The 22,241-nt window shown below is 60.7% G+C and carries 23 protein-coding genes and 1 tRNA gene; all 24 read left to right on the top strand.

From position 1 onward, the window contains the following. The first annotated feature begins 5 nt into the window (after positions 1 to 5). The 24 genes from secG to urtA all read left to right on the top strand — a co-directional run bounded on the left by secG (position 6) and on the right by urtA (position 22,167). Positions 6 to 368 (top strand): preprotein translocase subunit SecG, encoded by a 363-nt coding sequence (secG, locus tag NKG59_RS13740; protein WP_045206187.1) that lies wholly within the window; start codon positions 6 to 8, stop codon positions 366 to 368. Positions 369 to 547: 179 nt separating this feature from the next. Then, a tRNA-Leu gene (locus NKG59_RS13735) sits at positions 548 to 632 on the top strand. Between the two features lie 163 nt (positions 633 to 795). Beyond that, positions 796 to 1,155 (top strand): NADH-quinone oxidoreductase subunit A, encoded by a 360-nt coding sequence (locus NKG59_RS13730; protein ID WP_004630810.1) that lies wholly within the window; start codon positions 796 to 798, stop codon positions 1,153 to 1,155. Positions 1,156 to 1,161: 6 nt separating this feature from the next. Further along, the gene (locus NKG59_RS13725; RefSeq protein ID WP_004630808.1) at positions 1,162 to 1,644 is read left to right on the top strand and encodes a NuoB/complex I 20 kDa subunit family protein; all 483 of its coding nucleotides are present in this window, start codon (positions 1,162 to 1,164) and stop codon (positions 1,642 to 1,644) included. Between the two features lies 1 nt (position 1,645). Beyond that, a complete protein-coding gene (locus NKG59_RS13720) occupies positions 1,646 to 2,248 on the top strand; it encodes an NADH-quinone oxidoreductase subunit C (protein ID WP_253537689.1) in 603 nt (200 codons plus the stop codon). Positions 2,249 to 2,261: 13 nt separating this feature from the next. Next, entirely contained in the window at positions 2,262 to 3,515 is a 1,254-nt protein-coding gene (locus tag NKG59_RS13715; RefSeq protein WP_024975292.1) for an NADH-quinone oxidoreductase subunit D, read from the top strand. 115 nt (positions 3,516 to 3,630) lie between these two features. Continuing rightward, entirely contained in the window at positions 3,631 to 4,134 is a 504-nt protein-coding gene (nuoE, locus tag NKG59_RS13710) for an NADH-quinone oxidoreductase subunit NuoE (RefSeq protein ID WP_045206189.1), read from the top strand. After that, the gene (nuoF, locus tag NKG59_RS13705; RefSeq protein WP_004630799.1) at positions 4,135 to 5,430 is read left to right on the top strand and encodes an NADH-quinone oxidoreductase subunit NuoF; all 1,296 of its coding nucleotides are present in this window, start codon (positions 4,135 to 4,137) and stop codon (positions 5,428 to 5,430) included. A gap of 12 nt (positions 5,431 to 5,442) precedes the next feature. Continuing rightward, the gene (gene nuoG / locus NKG59_RS13700) at positions 5,443 to 7,794 is read left to right on the top strand and encodes an NADH-quinone oxidoreductase subunit NuoG (protein ID WP_253537686.1); all 2,352 of its coding nucleotides are present in this window, start codon (positions 5,443 to 5,445) and stop codon (positions 7,792 to 7,794) included. An 8-nt stretch (positions 7,795 to 7,802) separates the two neighbouring features. Beyond that, positions 7,803 to 8,867, top strand: a complete 1,065-nt coding sequence (gene nuoH, locus NKG59_RS13695) for an NADH-quinone oxidoreductase subunit NuoH (protein ID WP_009241059.1) — start codon at positions 7,803 to 7,805, stop codon at positions 8,865 to 8,867. Between the two features lie 20 nt (positions 8,868 to 8,887). After that, on the top strand, positions 8,888 to 9,379 hold the full coding sequence (gene nuoI, locus NKG59_RS13690; protein WP_003261939.1) for an NADH-quinone oxidoreductase subunit NuoI: 492 nt from the start codon (positions 8,888 to 8,890) through the stop codon (positions 9,377 to 9,379). Positions 9,380 to 9,525: 146 nt separating this feature from the next. After that, entirely contained in the window at positions 9,526 to 10,158 is a 633-nt protein-coding gene (locus NKG59_RS13685) for an NADH-quinone oxidoreductase subunit J (RefSeq protein WP_045206191.1), read from the top strand. Between the two features lie 19 nt (positions 10,159 to 10,177). After that, positions 10,178 to 10,489 (top strand): NADH-quinone oxidoreductase subunit NuoK, encoded by a 312-nt coding sequence (gene nuoK / locus NKG59_RS13680; protein WP_004630788.1) that lies wholly within the window; start codon positions 10,178 to 10,180, stop codon positions 10,487 to 10,489. Between the two features lie 29 nt (positions 10,490 to 10,518). After that, positions 10,519 to 12,579 carry an NADH-quinone oxidoreductase subunit L gene (gene nuoL, locus NKG59_RS13675; RefSeq protein ID WP_253537683.1) on the top strand — a complete coding sequence of 687 codons (2,061 nt, stop codon included), beginning with the start codon at positions 10,519 to 10,521 and terminating at the stop codon, positions 12,577 to 12,579. 12 nt (positions 12,580 to 12,591) lie between these two features. After that, positions 12,592 to 14,058, top strand: a complete 1,467-nt coding sequence (locus tag NKG59_RS13670) for an NADH-quinone oxidoreductase subunit M (RefSeq protein WP_024975298.1) — start codon at positions 12,592 to 12,594, stop codon at positions 14,056 to 14,058. 16 nt (positions 14,059 to 14,074) lie between these two features. Next, a complete protein-coding gene (nuoN, locus tag NKG59_RS13665) occupies positions 14,075 to 15,550 on the top strand; it encodes an NADH-quinone oxidoreductase subunit NuoN (RefSeq protein WP_253537680.1) in 1,476 nt (491 codons plus the stop codon). Between the two features lie 13 nt (positions 15,551 to 15,563). Then, entirely contained in the window at positions 15,564 to 15,878 is a 315-nt protein-coding gene (locus NKG59_RS13660; protein ID WP_253537676.1) for a DUF2818 family protein, read from the top strand. Between the two features lie 44 nt (positions 15,879 to 15,922). Beyond that, on the top strand, positions 15,923 to 16,534 hold the full coding sequence (locus NKG59_RS13655) for an NUDIX domain-containing protein (RefSeq protein ID WP_253537661.1): 612 nt from the start codon (positions 15,923 to 15,925) through the stop codon (positions 16,532 to 16,534). A 137-nt stretch (positions 16,535 to 16,671) separates the two neighbouring features. Continuing rightward, complete coding sequence (locus NKG59_RS13650; protein ID WP_045206196.1) at positions 16,672 to 17,133, top strand: DUF1178 family protein; 462 nt, start codon at positions 16,672 to 16,674, stop codon at positions 17,131 to 17,133. A gap of 84 nt (positions 17,134 to 17,217) precedes the next feature. Then, positions 17,218 to 18,414, top strand: coding sequence for an acyl-CoA dehydrogenase family protein (locus NKG59_RS13645; protein ID WP_045206197.1), 1,197 nt, complete (start codon positions 17,218 to 17,220; stop codon positions 18,412 to 18,414). A 35-nt stretch (positions 18,415 to 18,449) separates the two neighbouring features. Continuing rightward, a complete protein-coding gene (locus tag NKG59_RS13640; protein WP_253537658.1) occupies positions 18,450 to 19,580 on the top strand; it encodes an acyl-CoA dehydrogenase family protein in 1,131 nt (376 codons plus the stop codon). 56 nt (positions 19,581 to 19,636) lie between these two features. Next, on the top strand, positions 19,637 to 20,122 hold the full coding sequence (locus NKG59_RS13635) for a MaoC family dehydratase (protein ID WP_253537655.1): 486 nt from the start codon (positions 19,637 to 19,639) through the stop codon (positions 20,120 to 20,122). A gap of 37 nt (positions 20,123 to 20,159) precedes the next feature. Then, positions 20,160 to 20,639 (top strand): MaoC family dehydratase, encoded by a 480-nt coding sequence (locus tag NKG59_RS13630; RefSeq protein WP_024975306.1) that lies wholly within the window; start codon positions 20,160 to 20,162, stop codon positions 20,637 to 20,639. Positions 20,640 to 20,904: 265 nt separating this feature from the next. Then, positions 20,905 to 22,167 carry an urea ABC transporter substrate-binding protein gene (gene urtA / locus NKG59_RS13625; RefSeq protein WP_024975307.1) on the top strand — a complete coding sequence of 421 codons (1,263 nt, stop codon included), beginning with the start codon at positions 20,905 to 20,907 and terminating at the stop codon, positions 22,165 to 22,167. The last annotated feature ends 74 nt before the right edge of the window (positions 22,168 to 22,241 follow it).

Here is a 22,241-nt window from a genome sequence, read left to right as displayed (position 1 = left end):
ACGAAATGGCAATTCTGAAGACTCTACTGCTGGTGGCGCAAATTCTGAGCGCGCTCGGCGTGATCGGCCTGGTGCTTTTGCAGCACGGCAAGGGCGCGGACGTTGGGGCGGCGTTTGGCTCTGGCGCATCGGGTAGCCTGTTTGGCGCTACCGGCTCGGCAAACTTCCTCTCGCGCACGACGGCCGTGCTGGCCACCGTGTTCTTTATTGCCACGCTGGCGCTGACGCTGATCGGCACCAACAAGGGTAGCGTGTCGGCAGGTGTGATGGGTTCGGTCGCGCCTGTTACGTCGACGGCCTCCGCCCCGGCCGCGTCGGCTCCTGCTGCCGCTCCGGGCGCTGCTTCGGCGCCGGCTGTGCCCAAGTAACTTGATGTAATGATCGCGGCGTGCCGTTGAGGTTTTCCGGTGCGTCGCGAGGCATAAGATTTTTGTTTGTGCATTGAACAAAAGCGTTGCTTTGCGGTAGAATGCAAGGCTTGAAACAACGCGGGGAACGGCGAGGGCGTTAAGTCTCAACCGGCTTCCTGATAAAGTTTCTTCCCCCAGCCGACGTGGTGAAATTGGTAGACACGCTATCTTGAGGGGGTAGTGGCGAAAGCTGTGCGAGTTCGAGTCTCGCCGTCGGCACCAATCAAATTCGGGGTCTGTTCAACGGGATGTTCCGCGCAGGCCCCTCCGCAAGACGACGCGTAGTCGAGGCGTCGTAAGGCTGCGGACCCGGCGCCTTCGATGGGGCGACAAGGCGCCGCCTGCGGGCAGTGCTGTTGCAACCATTCAAAAAGGCGGGCGTCCCTTGAACCTCGAAGCCTATTTCCCCGTACTGTTGTTCATCGTTGTCGGCGTTGGCCTTGGCCTTGCTCTGATGACCATCGGCCGAGTCCTCGGTCCGAACAATCCCGATCCTGACAAGCTCTCGCCGTACGAGTGCGGCTTCGAAGCATTCGAAGACGCGCGCATGAAGTTCGACGTGCGCTATTACCTCATCGCCATCCTGTTCATCCTGTTCGATCTGGAGACTGCGTTCCTGTTTCCCTGGGGCGTGGCGCTGCGTGAGATCGGCTGGCCTGGGTTCTTCGCGATGGGTGTGTTTCTTCTCGAGTTTCTCGTGGGCTTCGTCTACATCTGGAAAAAAGGCGCGCTCGATTGGGAGTGATGTGAAATGGCGATCGAAGGCGTACTCAATGAAGGCTTTGTCACGACCACCGCTGACAAGCTAATCAACTGGACCCGTACTGGGTCACTCTGGCCGATGACGTTCGGCTTGGCCTGTTGTGCTGTCGAAATGATGCACGCCGGCGCATCGCGTTATGACCTGGACCGTTTCGGCGTGGTGTTTCGCCCGTCGCCGCGTCAGTCTGACGTGATGATTGTGGCCGGCACGCTGTGCAACAAGATGGCGCCCGCGCTGCGCAAGGTGTACGACCAGATGGCCGAGCCTCGCTGGGTCATCTCGATGGGTTCGTGCGCGAACGGCGGCGGTTACTACCACTACTCGTATTCTGTCGTGCGCGGCTGCGATCGCATCGTGCCGGTCGACGTGTACGTGCCGGGCTGCCCGCCGACGGCAGAAGCACTGATCTACGGCATCATCCAGCTACAGGCCAAGATCCGTCGCACCAATACCATCGCGCGCAAGGCCTGACATGACCGACAAGCTCGCCACCCTGAAGGCCGCGCTGGAAAAGGCGCTGGGCAATCGCGTTCAAAGCCTGACCGAATCGGTCGGTGAACTCACCCTCGTGGTGAAGGCTGCCGATTACCACGAGGTCATGCGCACCTTGCGCGATGACGCTTCGCTCAAATTTGAGCAACTGATGGATCTGTGCGGCGTCGATTATGCCGACTACGGCGACGGTGCCTGGAACGGTCCGCGTTTTGCCGCTGTGTCGCATCTGCTGTCGATCACGCACAACTGGCGCGTTCGCGTACGCGTGTTTGCGCCGGACGACGACCTGCCGGTGGTGTCGTCTGTGACGACCATCTGGAGTTCCGCTGACTGGTTCGAGCGCGAAGCGTTCGACCTGTACGGTCTGGTATTCGAGGGCCACCCGGATCTGCGCCGCATCCTGACTGACTACGGCTTCATCGGTCACCCGTTCCGCAAAGACTTCCCCGTGTCGGGTTACGTTGAAATGCGCTACGACCCGGTGCAGCGCCGCGTGGTCTACCAGCCGGTAACCATCGAGCCGCGCGAGATTACGCCGCGTGTGATCCGCGAGAATCAATACGGTGGTCTGAAGCACTGAAGGGCGCCCGATCATGGCAGATATCAAGAACTACACCCTGAACTTCGGTCCGCAACACCCGGCCGCACACGGCGTGCTGCGCCTGGTGCTCGAGCTGGACGGCGAAGTCATTCAACGTGCCGATCCGCACATCGGCCTGCTGCACCGCGCGACTGAAAAGCTCGCCGAGCAAAAGACCTGGATTCAGAGCGTGCCGTACATGGATCGCCTCGACTACGTGTCGATGATGGTCAACGAGCACGCTTACGTGATGGCAATCGAGCGCCTGCTGGGTCTCGAAGTGCCGCTGCGTGCGCAGTACATCCGCGTCATGTTCGACGAGATCACTCGGATCATGAACCACCTGATGTGGATCGGTTCGCACGCGCTGGACGTGGGCGCCATGGCGGTGTTCTTGTACGCCTTCCGCGAGCGCGAAGACTTGTTCGATATGTATGAGGCGGTGTCGGGCGCGCGCATGCACGCAGCCTACTACCGTCCGGGCGGTGTCTATCGCGACCTACCTGACACGATGCCGCAATACAAGGCATCCAAGGTGCGCAACGAGAAGGCCCTGGCCGCCCTGAACGAAACGCGTTCGGGTTCGCTGCTGGACTTCATTGAAGACTTCACCAACCGCTTCCCGAAGTATGTTGATGAGTACGAAACGCTGTTGACCGACAACCGGATTTGGAAGCAACGTCTGGTTGGTATCGGCGTGGTGAGCCCCGAGCGCGCCCTTAACAAAGGTTTCTCCGGTGCGATGTTGCGTGGTTCGGGCATCGAATGGGATGTGCGCAAGAAGCAGCCGTACGAAGTGTACGACCGCGTCGATTTCGACATCCCGGTTGGCGTGAACGGCGATTGCTACGACCGTTATCTGGTGCGCGTGGAAGAAATGCGCCAGAGCAATCGCATCATTCGCCAGTGCATCGAGTGGCTGCGTAAGAACCCGGGCCCGGTGATCACCGATAACCACAAGGTGGCGCCGCCGTCGCGCGTTGACATGAAGACCAACATGGAAGAGCTGATTCACCACTTCAAGCTCTTTACGGAAGGTATGCACGTGCCCGAAGGTGAGGCATACGCCGCCGTTGAGCACCCGAAGGGTGAGTTCGGCATCTACGCAATCTCCGACGGCGCCAACAAGCCGTACCGTCTGAAGATCCGCGCACCTGGCTTTGTTCATCTGGCCGCGCTCGACGAAATGGCGAAGGGCCACATGATTGCCGACGCAGTGACGATCATCGGTACGCAAGACATCGTGTTTGGCGAGATCGATCGCTGAACCCGCAAGAAACAACGGTTTGACGCGCAGGCAAGCGCGGCTGTGAAACGAGGACGCACGCCGGGGTATGGCTGCTAGGTAGCACGCCCCGCGTCCCGCACCAATCGCAACGAACATGCTATCAGCAGAAGCTCTCAAGGAAATCGACCGGGCGGTCGCGAAATATCCCGCCGACCAGAAGCAATCCGCCGTGATGGCGGCGCTGGCGGTCGCGCAGAGCGAGAAAGGCTGGGTCTCGCCCGAAGTCATGCAGTTCGTGGCCGAGTACCTCGAAATGCCGCCGGTGTGGGTCGAGGAAGTGGCGACGTTCTACAACATGTATGACACCAAGCCGGTGGGCCGCTTCAAGCTGTCGGTGTGCACGAACTTGCCGTGTGCGTTGTCAGGCGGCGAGCGCGCGGCCGATTACCTGAAAAAGAAGCTCGGCATCGGTTTCAACGAAACCACGGCCGACGGCAACTTCACGCTGAAGGAAGGCGAGTGCATGGGCGCGTGCGGTGATGCGCCGGTCATGATCGTCAACAACACCCACATGTGCAGCTTCATGAGCAACGAGAAGCTCGACGCGCTGATCGCTGACCTCCAGTCGAAGGCGCCGACCACCGGAGCAGGCAAGTAAATGACCTCTCTGCACGATCGACATATCCAGCCGTTGATTCTCGCCGGCTTGAACGGCGACAACTGGCATCTTGAAGATTACGTCAAGCGCGGCGGCTATCAACAGCTCAAGCGCATCCTTACCGAGAAGATCACCCCCGAACAGGTCATTGCTGACGTGAAAGCGTCGGGCCTGCGCGGCCGTGGCGGTGCAGGTTTCCCGACCGGCCTGAAGTGGAGCTTCATGCCGCGCCAGTTCCCGGGCCAGAAGTATCTGGTCTGCAACACCGACGAAGGCGAGCCGGGTACGTTCAAGGATCGCGACATCATCCGCTACAACCCGCACGCGTTGATCGAAGGCATGGCCATCGGCGGTTACGCGATGGGTATCACCGTGGGCTACAACTATATCCACGGCGAAATCTGGAACGAATACAAGATCTTTGAGCAGGCGCTTGAAGAAGCGCGTGCTGCGGGCTTCCTGGGCGACAACATCCTGGGCTCTGGTTTCAACTTCCAACTGCATGCGCACCATGGCTATGGCGCGTACATCTGCGGCGAAGAGACCGCGTTGCTTGAGTCGCTGGAAGGCAAGAAGGGCCAGCCGCGCTTCAAGCCGCCGTTCCCGGCGAGCTTTGGCCTGTACGGCAAGCCGACCACCATCAACAACACCGAAACTTTTGCTGCGGTGCCGTTCCTGCTGGCCATCGGTCCGGACAATTATCTGAAGATGGGCAAGCCGAACAACGGCGGCTCGAAGATCTTCTCTGTGTCCGGCGACGTGGAGCGTCCGGGCAACTACGAGATTCCGCTCGGCACGCCGTTCTCCAAGCTGCTGGAGCTGGCCGGCGGCATGCGCGGCGGCAAGAAACTCAAGGCGGTCATCCCGGGTGGTTCGTCGGCGCCGGTGGTGCCGGCCGACCTGATGATGGCCTCCGACATGGACTACGACTCGATCGCCAAGGCTGGTTCGATGCTGGGCTCGGGCGCTGTGATCGTGATGGACGAAACGCGCTGCATGGTGAAGTCGCTGCTGCGCCTGTCGTACTTCTATTTCGAAGAGTCGTGCGGCCAGTGCACGCCGTGCCGTGAAGGCACCGGCTGGCTGTACCGCGTGGTCGACCGCATCGAGCACGGCAAGGGCCGCCAGGAAGACCTGGACCTGCTGAACAACGTGGCCGAAAACATCATGGGTCGGACCATCTGCGCGCTCGGCGATGCCGCCGCGATGCCGGTCCGTGGCATGCTCAAGCACTACTGGGATGAGTTCGCGTATCACGTCGAACACAAGCAGTGCATGGTGCCCACCTACATTTAAGCGTGGCAGAACATGGTTGAAATCGAAATCGATGGCAAGAAGGTTGAGGTTGCCGAAGGCAGCCTGGTGATGGAGGCGGCTCGCCAGACGGGCACCTACATTCCTCACTTCTGCTATCACCGCAAACTGTCGGTCGCGGCCAACTGCCGGATGTGCCTGGTCGAAGTCGAGAAGGCGCCCAAGGCGCTGCCCGCCTGCGCCACGCCCGTCACTGCGGGCATGAAGGTCTTCACAAACTCCGAAAAGGCGGTGAAGGCGCAGAAGTCCGTGATGGAATTCCTGCTGATTAACCACCCGCTGGATTGCCCGATCTGTGATCAGGGTGGCGAGTGCCAACTGCAGGATCTGGCCGTGGGTTACGGCAAGTCTGAATCGCGCTACCAGGAAGAGAAGCGTGTGGTGTTCCACAAGAACGTGGGCCCGCTGATCTCCATGGAAGAGATGACGCGGTGCATTCACTGCACGCGTTGTGTCCGCTTTGGTCAGGAAATTGCCGGCGTGATGGAACTGGGCATGCTCAACCGTGGCGAGCATTCCGAGATCACGACGTTCGTTGGTCAAACCGTTGACTCCGAGTTGTCGGGCAACATGATCGACTTGTGCCCGGTCGGCGCGCTGACCAGCAAGCCGTTCCGTTATTCGGCCCGCACGTGGGAGCTGGCACGCCGCAAGTCGGTGTCGCCGCACGACGGCCTGGGCGCGAACGTGATCGTCCAGACCAAGAACCAGCGCGTCATGCGCGTTCTGCCGCTGGACAACGAAGCCATCAACGAATGTTGGCTTTCCGACAAGGATCGCTTCGCCTATGAAGGCGTGAACAGCGACGATCGTCTGACCCAGCCGATGCTCAAGCAAGGCGGTCAGTGGAAAGCCGTCGACTGGACTACGGCGCTGGAATACGTCGCCAACGGCCTGAACGAAATCAAGCGTGACCATGGCGCTGAGCAGATTGGTGCATTGGCCAGCCCGCACAGCACGCTTGAAGAGCTGTTCTTGCTGCAAAAGTTGGTGCGTGGCATTGGCAGCGACAACGTCGATTTCCGTCTGCGCCAATCCGATTTTTCCGTCAAGCCGACGGGCGCTCCGTGGCTAGGCCTGCCGATCGCCGATGTGTCGCTGCTGCAGCGCACGCTGGTTGTTGGCGCCTTCCTGCGTAAGGATCATCCGCTGCTGGCTGCGCGTCTGCGCCAAGCTGGCAAGAAGGGTGCGCAACTGAACATGATCAGCGCCGGCGGCGAAGATCTGCTGATGCCCGCCACGCAACTGCTGGGTGCACCGTCGCAATGGCTGTCGCTGCTGTCGCAAGTGGCGGTGGCCGTGGCTGCGGCCAACAACGTTGCCCGTCCGGGCGGCACCGATGGCATCGAAGCTGGTGACGTTGCCAAGCGCATCGCCGCAAGCCTCGCTTCGGGCGAGCGTAAGGCTGTGTTCCTCGGCAACGCTGCTGTAGCACATCCGCAATTCTCGCAACTGCACGCGTTGGCTCAGTGGGTTGCGCAGCAGACCGGTGCGACGCTGGGCTTCCTGACGGAAGCGGCCAACACCGTCGGTGGCTATATTGCCGGTGCGCTGCCGCAAGGCAATGGCCTCAATGCCGCAGCTATGCTGGCGCAGCCGCGTCGTGCTTACGTGCTGCTGGGCGCCGAACCTGAATTCGATACCGCGAATCCTGTGCAGGCTCGTGCGGCGCTGGACCAGGCTGACACTGTGATCGTGCTGGCGCCGTTTGCCTCCCGCGCCGCACTCGAGTACGCCGACGTGCTGCTGCCGACCGCGCCGTTCACGGAAACCTCGGGCACCTTCGTCAACTGCGAGGGTTTGCCGCAAAGCTTCAACGGCGTTGTGCGAAGCCTAGGCGATTCGCGTCCGGCATGGAAGGTCCTGCGCGTGCTGGGCAACTTGCTGAACGTGTCGGGCTTCGGATACGACAGCTCGGAAGTAGTGCGCGACGAAGTGCTGGCCAAACCGGTGACCGCCCGTTTGTCGAACACGACGACTGCACAGACCGCTGCTCCGGCAGCCCCCGCGACAGGCATCGAACGTCTGGCCGATGTGCCGATCTACCACGCCGATCCGATCGTGCGCCGCGCTGGTTCGCTGCAACTGACGGCTGCAGCACGTGCCGCCATGCGCGCTGGCTTGCCGGCTGATCTCTACGCGCAACTCGGTCTTGCCGATGATGATGCCGTGCGCGTGACGCAAGGGCAGAGCAGTGTGGTGCTGCCGGCCGTGCTGGACAAGTCGCTGGCTTCCGGTGTGATCCGCGTGCCGGCTGCCACCGAGGCTTCGGCTCAGCTGGGTGCCATGTTCGGCGCGGTGAGCGTTGAGAAGGTTGAATCGTCCGCGTTGGCGGCTACGGTGTAAGGGTCAACATGATCGAGTCGATTACTTCTTTCGGTACCGCCACCTTCGGTGGATGGTGGCCGCTGATCTGGACGCTGGTCCGCGCGGTCTGCATCATTCTGCCGCTGCTGCTGTGCGTCGCTTACCTGATCCTGTGGGAGCGCAAGCTGATTGGCTGGATGCACGTGCGTCTGGGCCCGAACCGCGTGGGTCCGATGGGCCTGCTGCAGCCGATTGCCGACGTGCTCAAGCTGCTGCTCAAGGAAGTCATGGTGCCGAGCGCGGTCAGCCGTGGCATGTACATCATCGCGCCGCTGATGGTGCTGATGCCCGCCGTGGCGATCTGGGCGGTGATTCCGTTCCAGGCCGAAGCCATGGTGTCGAACATCAACGCCGGTCTGCTGTACGTGATGGCGATTAGCTCGGTGGGCGTGTACGGCGTGATCCTGGCCGGCTGGGCTTCGAACTCCAAGTACGCATTCCTGGGTGCGATGCGCGCGTCGGCACAGATGATTTCGTACGAAATCGCCATGGGCTTCGCGCTAGTGACCGTGCTGATGGTGACGGGCAGCCTGAATCTGTCGGACATTGTCAACTCGCAGAACCGCGGTTTCTTTGCGGGTCACGGCATCAACATTCTTTCGTGGAACTGGCTGCCGCTGCTGCCGATGTTCGGCGTCTACTTCATCTCGGGTGTGGCAGAAACGAACCGCCACCCGTTCGACGTGGTGGAAGGCGAATCGGAAATCGTGGCCGGCCACATGATCGAATACTCGGGCATGGCGTTCGCGCTGTTCTTCCTGGCCGAGTACATCAACATGATCGTGATCTCGGCGCTGACGGCAACGCTGTTCCTGGGCGGCTGGGCTTCGCCGATTGATGCACCGGTCCTTAACTGGATTCCTGGCTTCTTCTGGCTGCTCATCAAGGTTTTCCTGCTGCTGTCGGTCTTTATCTGGCTGCGAGCATCGTTCCCGCGCTATCGCTATGACCAGATCATGCGTCTGGGCTGGAAGATTTTCATTCCGCTCACTGTGGGCTGGCTTGTCGTCGTCGCCATCTGGTTGGTGTCGCCGTGGAACATCTGGAAGTAACGGGACAATAGGAAGGCACCATGTTGCTTGCCATCAAGGAATTTTTTAACAGCCTCCTCTTGAAGGAACTCTTCAAGGGGCTGGCGCTGACCGGGCGCTACCTGTTTGCGCGCAAGATCACTGTTCTCTTTCCGGAAGAGAAGACGCCGCTGTCGCCGCGCTTCCGCGGTTTGCATGCACTGCGTCGCTATCCGAACGGCGAAGAGCGTTGCATCGCTTGCAAGCTGTGCGAAGCCGTGTGCCCGGCTTTGGCCATCACGATCGAGTCAGATCAGCGCGACGACGGCACTCGCCGCACCACGCGCTACGACATCGACCTGACCAAGTGTATTTTCTGCGGCTTCTGTGAAGAGGCTTGCCCGGTGGACGCCATCGTCGAGACGCACATCCTGGAATACCACGGTGAGAAGCGCGGCGACCTGTATTTCACCAAAGACATGCTGCTGGCCGTGGGTGATCGCTTCGAGCCGGAAATTGCGGCCAACAAGGCGGCCGACGCAAAGTACCGCTGATTCAGAACGTCCGCCGTGCGGTTGGCGGGCGGTGCAGTTGACATCCCGGTTGGACAACGGCTCTTTGAGAGCCAACCAGTTGCGGTGGCGTCACGCCATCGCGGCTTTGGACAAGCGCGTGCCGCAAAACGGCCCGTGCCAGGATCATGGAAATCACGACGATCATCTTCTACTGTTTCGCGCTCGTGCTGGTGCTCGCAGCGCTGAAGGTCATCACCGCGAAGAACCCGGTGCACGCGGCGTTGTTCCTCGTGCTCTCGTTCTTCACCGCGGCGGCGATCTGGATGCTGCTCAAGGCGGAGTTCCTCGCCATCACGCTGGTGCTGGTCTACGTTGGGGCAGTGATGGTGCTGTTCCTGTTCGTGGTGATGATGATCGACATCGACATCGAGCACCTGCGACGCGATTTCTGGACTTACGTGCCGATGGCAGCCTTTGTGGGCGTGGTCATCATCCTGGAAATGACCGTCGTGCTGACCAAGACCTTCATGGGGCGCGTACAGCCGGTGCAGGAGTTGCCGAAGGGCTTTACCGGCCCGAACACGCAGGCGCTCGGGAAGCTCATCTATACCGATTACATCTATGCCTTTGAAGTCGCTGGCGCGGTGCTGCTGCTGGCGATTGTCGCGGCCGTGGCCCTGACCGCCCGCCGCCGCAAGGACACCAAGGCCCAGAACGTGTCCGATCAAATCCGTGTGAAGCGCAAGGACCGTGTACGTCTGGTCTCGATGCCGTCTGAAAAGTCGGCTGGCGCAGCTTCGGCTGAATCCAAGAGCTGAGCCCCGGGAGAGAACCCATATGTCTTCGCTATCCCTTGCCCATTACCTCGTGCTCGGCGCGGTGCTGTTTGCCATCAGCATCGTCGGCATCTTCCTGAACCGCAAGAACGTCATCGTGCTGCTGATGGCGATCGAATTGATGCTGCTGGCGGTCAACCTGAACTTCGTCGCGTTCTCCCATTACTTGGGCGATCTGGCAGGTCAGGTGTTCGTGTTTTTCATCCTGACGGTGGCCGCGGCGGAATCCGCGATCGGTCTCGCCATCCTGGTGGTGCTGTTCCGCAATCTGGACACCATCAACGTCGACGATCTGGACAGCCTGAAGGGCTGACCTCCGCATCCACCTATAAGAAGCGTTCCATGGCTACCACGCTCAATCCCAACCTGCTGCTGGCGATTCCGCTCGCGCCGCTGGCCGGCGCAGCGATCGCTGGGCTGTTCGGCACCAAGTTCTTTGGCGAGAAGATCGGCCGCACGGCATCCCACAGCGTCACCATCCTCGGTGTTGCGATCGCCTTCATCCTGTCGGCGCTGACGCTGTCCGACGTCATCAACGGCGCCGGTTACAACGGCACCGTCTATGAATGGATGACGGTTGGCTCGCTGAAGATGGAAGTCGGCTTCCTCATCGATTCGCTCACGGCGATGATGATGTGCGTGGTGACCTTCGTCTCGCTGATGGTGCACATCTACACCATCGGCTACATGGCGGAAGATGACGGCTACAACCGTTTCTTCGCTTATATCTCGCTGTTCACCTTCTCGATGTTGATGCTCGTGATGAGCAACAACTTCCTGCAGCTGTTCTTCGGCTGGGAAGCGGTGGGTCTTGTGTCGTATCTGCTGATCGGCTTCTGGTTCAAGCGTCCGACAGCTATCTACGCCAACATGAAGGCGTTCCTGGTCAACCGCGTGGGTGACTTTGGCTTCGTGCTCGGCATCGGTTTGCTGCTGGCCTACAGCGGCAGCCTGAGCTACGCCGACGTGTTCGCCGCCCGCGACAACTTGGCCACGATTGGCTTCCCTGGCACTGATTGGCACATGCTGACGGTCGCCTGTATCTGCCTGTTCATTGGTGCGATGGGTAAATCGGCGCAGTTCCCGCTACACGTATGGCTGCCGGACTCGATGGAAGGTCCGACCCCGATTTCTGCGCTGATTCACGCGGCCACCATGGTGACCGCCGGTATCTTCATGGTCGCGCGCATGTCGCCGCTGTTCGAGCTCTCGGACACCGCACTGTCGTTCGTGCTGGTCATCGGCGCCATCACTGCGCTGTTCATGGGCTTCCTGGGCATCATCCAGACCGACATCAAGCGGGTGGTGGCGTACTCCACACTGTCCCAGTTGGGTTACATGACTGTCGCGCTGGGCGCATCGGCTTATCAAGTGGCCGTGTTCCACCTGATGACGCACGCGTTTTTCAAGGCCCTGCTGTTCCTGGGCGCCGGCTCTGTCATCATCGGCATGCACCACGATCAGGACATGCGCAACATGGGCGGCCTGCGCAAGTACATGCCGATCACGTGGCTGACGTCGCTGGTGGGGTCGCTGGCGCTGATCGGCACACCGTTTTTCGCGGGCTTCTATTCGAAGGACTCGATCATCGAAGCGGTGCGCGAATCGCACCTGCCGGGCGCCGGTTTCGCTTACTGGGCGGTACTGGCCGGCGTGTTCGTGACCGCGTTTTACTCGTTCCGCATGTACTTCCTGGTGTTCCACGGTGAAGAGCGTTTCGGCAAGGCTCACGCCCATCACGACGATCACCATGAAGAGGAAGAGGGCGACCACGATCACCACCATGGTCTGGCTCCGGGCCAGAAGCCGCACGAGTCGCCGTGGGTGGTGACGGTGCCGTTGGTCCTACTGGCGATTCCGTCGGTCATCATCGGTGCAATGGCAATCCAGCCGATGCTGTTCGGCGAGTTCTTCAAGCACGGCGTGGTGTTCTCGGAAGTCATCTTCAATGCTGACAACCACGAAGCTATGAAGGTTTTGGCCGAAGACTTCCACGGCTGGGTCGAGATGGCGCTGCACGGCTTCACGTCGGCACCGTTCATTCTGCTGCTGGCGGGCGTCGTGTTGTCGTGGTTCTTCTACCTGAAGCGCCCGGATATCCCGGCAGCGATCGCCAAGCGTTTCTCTGGCGTCTACAAGCTGCTGGACAACAAGTACTACATGGACAAGATCAACGAGATCGTCTTCGCCAACGGAGCGGTCAAGTTTGGCCGCGGCCTGTGGAAGGGCGGCGATCAGGGAGTGATCGACGGTGTTGTCGTCAACGGCAGTGCGCGTCTGGTGGGCTGGTTCGCGACTGTCGTGCGCCTGCTCCAGTCCGGCTTCATCTATGACTATGCGTTCGCGATGATCATCGGCACGGTTGGGCTGCTGACGTATTTCGTGTTCCTGGCAGGCAAATAAGGGATTACAAAAATGGTTCTGTCTTTTGCGATCTGGCTGCCGATCTTCTTCGGCGTGCTGGTGCTGGCCTCGGGCTCAGACCGCAATCCCGGTTATGTCCGCTGGATGTCGCTGATCGGCTCGCTGATCAGCTTCGTGATGACGCTGCCGCTGATTACGCGTTTCGACAAGACGACGGCTGCGATGCAGTTCGTCGAGAAATCGTCGTGGATCGAGCGCTTTCATATCAGCTACTACCTGGGTGTCGACGGCATCTCGATGTGGTTCGTGGTGCTGACTGCATTCATCACCGTCATCGTGGTGATTGCTGCATGGGAAGTGATCACCGAGCGCGTGGCGCAGTACATGGCCGCGTTCCTGATCCTGTCGGGTCTGATGATCGGTGTGTTTGCGTCGCTCGACGGTCTGCTGTTCTACGTGTTCTTCGAAGCCACGCTGATCCCGATGTACATCATCATCGGCGTGTGGGGCGGCCCGAACCGCGTCTATGCGGCATTCAAGTTCTTCCTGTACACGCTGCTGGGCTCGTTGCTGACGCTGGTTGCGCTGCTGTATCTGTACTTCCACAGCGGCACGTTTGAAATTCTGCAGTGGCATCAGGTCAAGCTGTCGATGAACGAGCAGATCCTGATCTTCCTCGCGTTCTTCATGGCCTTTGCCGTGAAGGTGCCGATGTGGCCGGTGCACACCTGGCTGCCAGACGCCCACGTGGAAGCGCCGACCGGCGGTTCCGTGGTCCTGGCTGCCATCATGCTGAAGCTGGGTGCCTACGGTTTCCTGCGGTTCTCGCTGCCGATCGCTCCGGATGCAAGCCATAGCCTGTCGGCGTTCATCATTGCGATCTCGCTGGTCGCCGTGATCTACATCGGCCTGGTGGCGCTGGTGCAGGCCGACATGAAGAAGCTCGTCGCGTATTCGTCGATCGCACACATGGGCTTCGTCACGCTGGGCTTCTTCATCTTCAACGAGATTGGCGTCGAGGGCGGTATCGTCCAGATGATTTCGCACGGCTTTATCTCCGGTGCGATGTTCCTGTGCATTGGTGTGCTGTATGACCGCGTGCACTCGCGCCAGATCGCCGATTACGGCGGTGTGGTGAACACGATGCCGAAGTTCGCGGCGCTGTCGGTGTTCTTTGCGATGGCCAACTGCGGTCTGCCGGCAACCTCGGGTTTCGTCGGCGAGTTCATGGTGATCCTGGGTTCGGTCAAGTTCAATTTCTGGATTGGTTTGCTGGCCGCCACGGCACTGATCTTTGGTGCGGCGTATTCGCTGTGGATGGTCAAGCGCGTGATCTTCGGTGATGTGACCCACAAACACGTGGCCGAGTTGAAGGACCTGAATTGCCGCGAGTTCTTCATGCTGGGCGTGCTGGCAATCGCCACCCTGTACATGGGCCTGTATCCGAAGCCCTTCACCGATGTCATGCATGCGTCCGTGGTCAACCTGCTGACCCACGTGGCTCAGTCGAAGCTGTAAGCAGCGAGAAGAAACTATGCAATCGTCCTCCTCTATTGCGGCTGTTGCCCCAATCGTTTTTCTCGCGCTGGGCATTGGTGCAGTCAACTGGATTGACTTGGCGCGCGGCCAGAAACGAAGCAGCGTGGCGTATCCGGTTTCGTTGGTGATCACGCTGGTGCTGGCCGTGTGGTTCGGGCTGAACGCCGCGAACGGTGAGACGCACTACGTCTTCGGCAACATGGCCGTCATCGACCCGATGGCCAACGTGCTGGCGTCGTTCTGTGCGCTTACGCTGTTTGCCACCCTCGTCTACACGCGCCGCTATCTGGCCGACCGCGACATGTACGCAGGTGAGTTCTACATGTTCGCGCTGTTCACGCTGGGCGGTCAGGTGGTGATGATCACCGGCAACAACTTCCTCGTGCTCTATCTGGGCCTGGAATTGCTGTCGCTGGCGTCGTACACACTGGTGGCGCTGCGCCGCCGTTCGAACGTGTCGTCCGAATCGGCCATGAAGTATTTCATTCTCGGCGCCCTGGCTTCGGGCCTGCTGCTTTACGGGATGTCGATGCTGTACGGCGCGACTGGCTCGCTGGAGCTGGGTAAGGTGTTTGACGCGATCAAGAACGGCGAGATCAACAAGACGATCCTCGTATTCGGCGTGGTGTTCATCGTTGCTGGTCTGGGCTTCAAGCTGGGTGTGGCACCGTTCCACATGTGGGTGCCAGACGTGTACCAAGGCTCGCCGACGGCCGTGACGCTGCTGATTGCCGGCGCACCGAAGGTGGCGGCGTTCGCGATGACGTTTCGCATTCTGGTGGAAGGCCTGCTGCCGCTGGCGTTCGACTGGCAGAACATGCTGATCGTGCTGGCCGTTGTGTCGCTGGCCATTGGCAATATCACGGGCGTTGTTCAGACCAACTTCAAGCGTCTGCTCGGTTACTCGACCGTCTCGCACATGGGCTTTCTGCTGCTGGGCTTGGTGTCGGGCGTCAGCTCCGGCAAGCCGGATTTGACGGCCCAGGCCTACAGCGCGTCGATGTTCTATGCGATCACCTACGTGCTGACCGCATTGGGTGGCTTCGGCATGGTCCTGCTGCTTGCACGCAAGGGCTACGAAGCGGAAGAGCTTGCCGACCTCAAGGGCTTGTCGAAAAAGAGCCCGTGGTTTGCGCTGCTGATGCTGTTCATCATGATGTCGCTGGCGGGCCTGCCTCCGACGGTTGGCTTCTACGCCAAGCTGTCGGTCCTGGGCGCGGTGGTCGATGCAGGTATGCCGTGGTTGGCCGTGGTGGCGGTGCTGTTCTCGCTGGTGGGGGCGTTCTACTACCTGCGTGTCATCAAGGTCATGTATTTCGATGCGCCGGCGGACGAAGGCCCCGTGGAGGCCACCTTCGGCCTGCGTTCACTGCTGTCGGTCAACGGCTTGCTGGTGCTGTTGCTGGGTATCTTCCCGGCCGGCCTGATGGCTGTGTGCTATCAGGCAATCCGCCTGACGTTGGCTTCGTAAAACGCCGAGCGCTATGAATACGTCGACGGGCGGTCTGTTTGTCATCGCGTTGGCACTCATCTGTGCCAACCTGCCGTTCGTCAATCAACGCGTGCTGGCGCTGGTGCCGGCACGCTGGCCTCGCAAGCCGTTCTGGCTGCGCGGCACCGAGCTGATTGCCATGTACGTTGTGGTTGGGCTGATCGGCTTTGGTATCGAATCGAGCCAAGGCAATGCATTTCCGCAAGGCTGGCAGTTTTACGCGATCACCGCTTGCCTGATGCTGGTGTTCGCGTTTCCCGGCTTTACGTGGCAATACCTGGTTCGCCATCCTCGCGATTCCCGTTAATTCCCGCCGGGCAGGTTCTCGCTGTCTCGGCATGAGAGAGCGCCATGTCCGATCACACCCCGCTGAACGCCACCCCTGATGTGACGCAGGACCCGGATGCCGGTCTGCGCGAGACGCAGGTCGCATCTGCGTTGATGCACCAGGGCAAATTTCTCACGCTCAAGCACGACATTGTTCGCCTGCCGGACGGCCGCAATGCCAGCCGCGAATACCTGATTCACCCGGGCGCGGTGATGATGATTCCGCTGTTCGATGACGGCACCGTGCTGATGGAGCGTCAGTTCCGCTACCCGGTCGGGAAGGTGATGATTGAGTTTCCGGCAGGCAAGCTCGATCCGGAGGAAGGTGCGCTCACATGCGGCAAGCGCGAACTGCGCGAAGAAACCGGCTACACGGCCGAGCGCTGGGACTATCTCACGCGCATTCATCCGGTCATTTCGTATTCCACTGAGTTCATCGACATTTATCTCGCGCGCGATCTTAAACCGGGTACGGCAATGCTGGATGAAGGCGAATTTCTCGAGACCTTCGTCACGCCGGTCGGGCAACTGATCGATTGGGTGCGCGAAGGTAAGATTTCCGACGTGAAGACCATCATCGGAACGTTCTGGCTTGAGAAGATTCTGTCAGGCGCGTGGACGCCGGGTGCCGTCTGAGGCTCTTATAGGCGTCGTGTGATCACACCGTTTTCCTGTCGTTGCTACCATAGCGAACGGTCGTGCGAAAAAATTAGCACGACCGTTCACAAATTTTCGAATCGGGGATACACTCATCCCCATGCGCTGGACCGATCATGAAAGTGCTGGACCTCCGCTGTGCCAATGACCACCGCTTCGAAGGCTGGTTCGGCTCCGATGCCGACCTGCAATCGCAGCAAGAGCGCGGGCTATTGACGTGCCCAGTTTGCGGTCACAACGAGGTCGAGCGTTTGCCGAGTGCGCCCCGCCTGAATCTATCGTCGTCTCGTGCGGAGACCGCCCAGAAAAGCGGCACCGCCAAGGCAGCTGAAGGCGAGAGCGGTGTGCCCGCGACCCTGCAACAGCTCTACCTGAAAGCCGTGCGCCATGTCCTTGCTAATACCGAGGACGTCGGCGAGCGGTTTGCAGAAGAGGCGCGCCGTATGCATTACAACGAGGCGCCGGAGCGGGGCATTCGCGGGACGACGTCTCGGGAGGAAGCGCAGGAACTGGCGGAGGAAGGCATCGACGTGATGCCGCTGTTGGTGCCCGACGCGCTCAAGCAGCCCGTGCACTAGCAGCCCCCATTCAGGTCCGCGCCGGTCCGACAGAACGTTCTCCACCGATTTGCCACGGTGGGGAGCCAACCACAGGAGACAGGCATGGATCTGAACTACTCGGCGGCCGATGATGCGTTCCGCCAGGAAGTCCGCGGCTGGCTGGAAGCCAATCTGCCCAAGGACATCCAAGACAAGGTGTTGAACCACCGCCGCCTGAACCGCGACGATTTCGTTCGCTGGCACAAGGCGCTTGCGGCCAAGGGCTGGTCGGTACCGCATTGGCCGGTTGAATGGGGCGGCACCGGCTGGTCTCCCATCCAAAAACACATCTGGGACGAAGAGTGCGCGCAGGTCGGCGCGCCCGGCGTGCTGCCGTTCGGCGTCAGCATGGTCGCCCCTGTGATCATGAAATACGGCAATGAAGCGCAAAAGCGCTACTTCCTGCCGCGCATCGTTGATTGCACCGATTGGTGGTGTCAGGGCTATTCGGAGCCCGGTTCCGGTTCCGATCTGGCCTCGGTGAAGACCCGCGCCGTACGCGAAGGCGATCACTACATCGTCAACGGTCAGAAGACCTGGACCACGCTCGGCCAACACGCCGACATGATCTTCTGCCTGGTCCGCACGGACCCGGATGCGAAGAAGCAAGAGGGCATCTCGTTCCTGCTGATCGACATGAAGACGCCAGGCATCACCGTGCGCCCGATCATCATGTTGGACGAAGAGCACGAAGTGAACGAGGTGTTCTTCGACAACGTCAAGGTGCCGGTCGAAAACCTGATCGGTGATGAAAACCGCGGTTGGACGTACGCCAAGTATCTGCTCGGCCACGAGCGCACGGGCATCGCGCGCGTGGGTAACTCCAAGCGCGAACTGGCGTTCCTCAAGCGTGTCGCTCTGCAACACCAGAAGAACGGCAAGCCGCTGCTGCAGGATCCGGTATTCGGTGCCAAGGTGGCGTCGCTGGAAATTGAACTGCTGGCACTGGAGATGACGGTGCTGCGCGTGGTGTCGAGCGAGAACGCCGGCAAAGGCCCCGGCCCCGAGGCGTCTCTGCTCAAGATCAAGGGCACGCAGATCCAACAGATGCTGACCGAGCTGATGGTCGAAGCCGTGGGGCCGTATGCCCAGCCGTTCGACCCGAGCTACCTGGAAGGCGACACCTCGCAGGCCGTGACGGGCGACAACGATGCCGCGCCGCTTGCGCCGTACTACTTCAACTATCGCAAGACCTCGATCTACGGCGGGTCGAACGAGATCCAGCGCAACATCATCTCGCAGATGATCCTTGGCGTCTGAGCAGAACGACGACAGAACACATAGCGGAGACAAACATGGATTTCTCGTTCACCGACGAACAGAAGCAACTGGCCGATGCAGTGCGCCGCTTCATCGACAAGGACTACGGCTTTGAGGCGCGCAACAAGGTTGTGTACTCGCCGGAAGGCGTGTCACAGGCCCATTGGGATGCGCTGGCCGAACTGGGCCTGACCGCATTGCCGGTGCCGGAAGCACAAGGCGGTTTTGACGGCCGCGCAATGGACCTGCTGGTGGTGATGCAGGAACTCGGCCGCGGCCTGGTGGTGGAGCCGTACCAGGCGACCGTGCTAGGCGCGCAGGCGCTCAAGCTCACGGGCGGGCAGGATGCCTTGCTTGAAGAAGTCGCTGGCGGTGCCGTGAAGCTGGCCATTGCATTCGGCGAGCCCCAATCGCGTTACGAGCTGTTCAACGTCACCACGCGCGCTGCGCAACAAGGCGGCGGTTGGACGCTGACCGGCGAGAAGGCGGTTGTGGTGCATGGCGCGCAGGCAGACAAGCTGATCGTCTCGGCGCGCACGGGTGGCGAAGCGCGTGACACGTCGGGCCTGTCGCTCTTTGTGGTCGACCGCACTGCCGCCGGCGTCACGGTCAAGGACTACCGCACGATCGACAACCTGCACGCTGCGGATATCCGCTTCGACAACGCGCCGGCAACGCTGCTTGGCACCACGGGCGAAGCGTGGGAAACGATCGACGCCGTGGCGGATCTTGGTTGCGTGCTGTTGTGCGCTGAAGCGATCGGCCTGATCGACGCGCTGAACGCGGCAACGCTTGAGTACACCAAGACCCGTCAGCAGTTTGGCGTGCCGATCGCGCGCTTCCAGGCATTGCAGCACCGCATGGTCGACATGTTCATCCATGGCGAGCAAGCGCGCTCGATTACCTATCTGGCCGCTGCGCACTTTGAAGATGGCGACGTCGAGGCACGCCGCCGCTACGTGTCGGCTGCCAAGGCGCGCGTCGGCCAGGCTGCGCGTGACGTTGGCCAGGAAGCCGTGCAACTGCACGGCGGCATGGGCGTGACGAACGAACTGCCGGCCGCGCACATGTTCAAGCGGCTGACGATGATCAACACGACGCTGGGCGACGTGGACCATCACCTGGCACGCTTCGCATCGCTGCCTGGCTTCCAGCAAGCGGCGTAACGGCAAACCTGAACGCCCCGCATTCGTGCGGGGCGTTGTCATTTGGAGGAGACGATATGGCGGAGAACGAAAGGGCAGAAGCAACGCGATCGTACGAGTTCTACTTCGATGATTTCGAAGTCGGCCGTACGCTGCAGATGGGTACCTACACCGTCACCGAAGAGGAGATCCTGACCTTCGCGCGGCAGTACGATCCGCAGCCGTTCCACATCGATGCGGAGGCCGCCAAGCACAGCATCTACGGCGGCATCATCTCGAGCGGCTGGATGACCTGCTCGATCATGATGCGGCTGATGGTGACCGGCTTCCTCGGCAAGGCGGCCAGCATGGGTTCGCCCGGCGTGGATGAAATCCGCTGGATGAAGCCGGTGTACCCGGGTGACACGCTGTCAGTGTCGAGCACATGCATGGAAGTGCGCCCATCGCAGTCGAAGCCGGATCGGGGCGTGGCCGTCAACCGCTGGGAGGCACACAATCAGCGCGGCGAACTCGTCTGCACGGTAACGGGCATGGGCCTGTTTGGCCGGCGCCCGAAGGCTTGATTCCACGTCATCGCATCACAACAAGGAGACAACCCAGATGCGCATCATCGAATCGCTCGACGAGTTGAAAGGCTTGATCGGCCAGGAAGTTGCCGTGAGCGACTGGACAGAGATCACGCAGCAGCAGGTGAATCTCTTTGCCGAGGCCACGGGCGATCACCAGTGGATTCACGTGGACGTTGAGCGTGCGAAGCGCGAGTCGCCGTTCGGAGCACCGGTGGCGCACGGCTTCCTAACGCTGTCGTTGCTGCCGATGCTGATGGCGAACGCGATCGAGATGGCCGATGTGAAGATGGGCGTGAACTACGGCCTGAACAAGGTCCGTTTCACTGCACCTGTGCCGGTGGGCAGCCGTGTGCGCGCCCGCGTGAAGCTGGTGGAAATGGAAGCGCTGCCGCCGTTGCCCAATGCGCCCACGCTGACGGGCGCGCAAATGACCTGGGCTGTGACCATCGAACGCGAAGGGCAGGAGCGCCCGGTTTGCGTGGCCGAATCGATTTCGCGCCGCTATTCCTGAGTCTCGCTTTTCGTACGTTCACAAGGCCGGCGCAATGCCGGCCTTTCTTTTTGCCTTGTCTTTCTCTTGCACTCAGCTTGTTTTGTGCTTGTCTGCGCGCGCCCCAAGCGGGCGCATCCTGCAGAACAAATGCGCGTTCTTGGCGCGGCTTTGGCACTGTTTTGGCGCGGATTTCCCTTCGAATGAGCCAAATGCGATGGCACGGTAGTTGCACTTTTGGGCCCCGGGGAGTCGTTCTCGCCACCATTAAACCCAAGGAGCCGCAATGAAACGTCGTGAGCTGTTGAAGCTGTCTGCCGTCGCCGCCGCAACGCTGTTGTCTGTGTCGAACTTCGCGTTTGCTCAGGCAAAGGACCCGATCAAGGTCGGTATCCTGCATTCGCTGTCGGGCACCATGGCCATCTCCGAAACGTCGCTGAAAGACGTGGCGCTGATGACAATCGACGAGATCAACAAGAGTGGTGGCGTGCTGGGCCGCAAGCTGGAACCGGTGGTGGTGGACCCGGCTTCGAACTGGCCGCTGTTTGCCGAGAAGGCGCGCGGGCTGCTGACGCAGGACAAGGTGGCCGTCACGTTCGGCTGCTGGACGTCGGTGTCGCGCAAGTCGGTGCTGCCGGTCTATGAAGAGCTGAATGGCCTGCTGTTCTACCCGGTGCAGTACGAAGGCGAAGAGATGTCGAAGAACGTCTTCTACACCGGCGCGGCACCCAACCAGCAGGCCATTCCGGCCGTGGAATACCTGATGAGCAAGGAAGGCGGCGGCGCCAAGCGCTTCTTCCTGCTCGGTACCGATTACGTCTACCCGCGCACGACCAACAAGATCCTGCGCGCATTCCTGCACAGCAAGGGCGTGAAGGACAGCGACATCGAAGAGGTCTACACCCCGTTCGGCCACTCCGACTATCAGACCATCGTCGCCAACATCAAGAAGTTCTCGCAGGGCGGCAAAACCGCCGTCATTTCCACCATCAACGGCGATTCGAACGTGCCGTTCTACAAGGAACTCGGCAACGCTGGCCTGAAGGCCAAGGATGTACCGGTGGTGGCGTTCTCGGTGGGTGAAGAAGAACTGCGCGGCATCGACACCAAGCCGCTGGCCGGCCAGTTGGCAGCATGGAACTACTTCATGTCGGTCAAGAACCCGGTCAATGACGACTTCAAGAAGAAGTGGGCTGCGTGGGTCAAGTCCAACAACCTGCCGGGTGGTGACAAGCGCGTCACCAACGACCCGATGGAAGCGACCTACGTCGGCATCATGATGTGGAAGCAGGCCGTGGAAAAGGCCGGTTCCACCGACGTGGACAAGGTCCGCAAGGCGATGTACGGCCAGCAGTTCAAGGCGCCGTCCGGCTTCACACTGGTGATGAACAACAACCACCACCTCAGCAAGCCCGTGATGATCGGCGAAGTGCGCGGCGATGGTCAGTTCAACGTCGTGTGGAAGACGCCGACGGTGATCCGCGCCAAGCCGTGGAGCCCGTACATCCCCGGCAACGAGGGCAAGCCTGACATGGTCGCAAGCAAGTGATGTGGTCAGGCGGGCCGGCCATGTGTCTAACGTAGCCGGTCCTTTGAACGACGCTGTACGACGTGGCGGACCGG

This window comes from Ralstonia chuxiongensis (assembly GCF_024158925.1).
Taxonomy (GTDB): Bacteria; Pseudomonadota; Gammaproteobacteria; order Burkholderiales; family Burkholderiaceae; genus Ralstonia; species Ralstonia chuxiongensis.
This window is presented reverse-complemented; position numbering and strand designations above follow the sequence as displayed.

Excerpts from the sequence above, each read along its gene's own strand:
- NKG59_RS13660 (WP_253537676.1), top strand. The coding sequence starts at position 15,564 with ATGAATACGTCGACGGGCGGTCTGTTTGTCATCGCGTTGGCACTCATC.
- nuoE (WP_045206189.1), top strand. The coding sequence starts at position 3,631 with ATGCTATCAGCAGAAGCTCTCAAGGAAATCGACCGGGCGGTCGCGAAA.
- NKG59_RS13640 (WP_253537658.1), top strand. The coding sequence starts at position 18,450 with ATGGATTTCTCGTTCACCGACGAACAGAAGCAACTGGCCGATGCAGTG.
- nuoG (WP_253537686.1), top strand. The coding sequence starts at position 5,443 with ATGGTTGAAATCGAAATCGATGGCAAGAAGGTTGAGGTTGCCGAAGGC.
- NKG59_RS13725 (WP_004630808.1), top strand. The coding sequence starts at position 1,162 with ATGGCGATCGAAGGCGTACTCAATGAAGGCTTTGTCACGACCACCGCT.
- nuoI (WP_003261939.1), top strand. The coding sequence starts at position 8,888 with ATGTTGCTTGCCATCAAGGAATTTTTTAACAGCCTCCTCTTGAAGGAA.
- nuoN (WP_253537680.1), top strand. The coding sequence starts at position 14,075 with ATGCAATCGTCCTCCTCTATTGCGGCTGTTGCCCCAATCGTTTTTCTC.
- nuoL (WP_253537683.1), top strand. The coding sequence starts at position 10,519 with ATGGCTACCACGCTCAATCCCAACCTGCTGCTGGCGATTCCGCTCGCG.
- NKG59_RS13720 (WP_253537689.1), top strand. The coding sequence starts at position 1,646 with ATGACCGACAAGCTCGCCACCCTGAAGGCCGCGCTGGAAAAGGCGCTG.
- nuoF (WP_004630799.1), top strand. The coding sequence starts at position 4,135 with ATGACCTCTCTGCACGATCGACATATCCAGCCGTTGATTCTCGCCGGC.
- NKG59_RS13715 (WP_024975292.1), top strand. The coding sequence starts at position 2,262 with ATGGCAGATATCAAGAACTACACCCTGAACTTCGGTCCGCAACACCCG.
- secG (WP_045206187.1), top strand. The coding sequence starts at position 6 with ATGGCAATTCTGAAGACTCTACTGCTGGTGGCGCAAATTCTGAGCGCG.
- NKG59_RS13685 (WP_045206191.1), top strand. The coding sequence starts at position 9,526 with ATGGAAATCACGACGATCATCTTCTACTGTTTCGCGCTCGTGCTGGTG.
- NKG59_RS13645 (WP_045206197.1), top strand. The coding sequence starts at position 17,218 with ATGGATCTGAACTACTCGGCGGCCGATGATGCGTTCCGCCAGGAAGTC.
- NKG59_RS13630 (WP_024975306.1), top strand. The coding sequence starts at position 20,160 with ATGCGCATCATCGAATCGCTCGACGAGTTGAAAGGCTTGATCGGCCAG.
- urtA (WP_024975307.1), top strand. The coding sequence starts at position 20,905 with ATGAAACGTCGTGAGCTGTTGAAGCTGTCTGCCGTCGCCGCCGCAACG.
- NKG59_RS13655 (WP_253537661.1), top strand. The coding sequence starts at position 15,923 with ATGTCCGATCACACCCCGCTGAACGCCACCCCTGATGTGACGCAGGAC.
- nuoK (WP_004630788.1), top strand. The coding sequence starts at position 10,178 with ATGTCTTCGCTATCCCTTGCCCATTACCTCGTGCTCGGCGCGGTGCTG.
- nuoH (WP_009241059.1), top strand. The coding sequence starts at position 7,803 with ATGATCGAGTCGATTACTTCTTTCGGTACCGCCACCTTCGGTGGATGG.
- NKG59_RS13670 (WP_024975298.1), top strand. The coding sequence starts at position 12,592 with ATGGTTCTGTCTTTTGCGATCTGGCTGCCGATCTTCTTCGGCGTGCTG.
- NKG59_RS13650 (WP_045206196.1), top strand. The coding sequence starts at position 16,672 with ATGAAAGTGCTGGACCTCCGCTGTGCCAATGACCACCGCTTCGAAGGC.
- NKG59_RS13635 (WP_253537655.1), top strand. The coding sequence starts at position 19,637 with ATGGCGGAGAACGAAAGGGCAGAAGCAACGCGATCGTACGAGTTCTAC.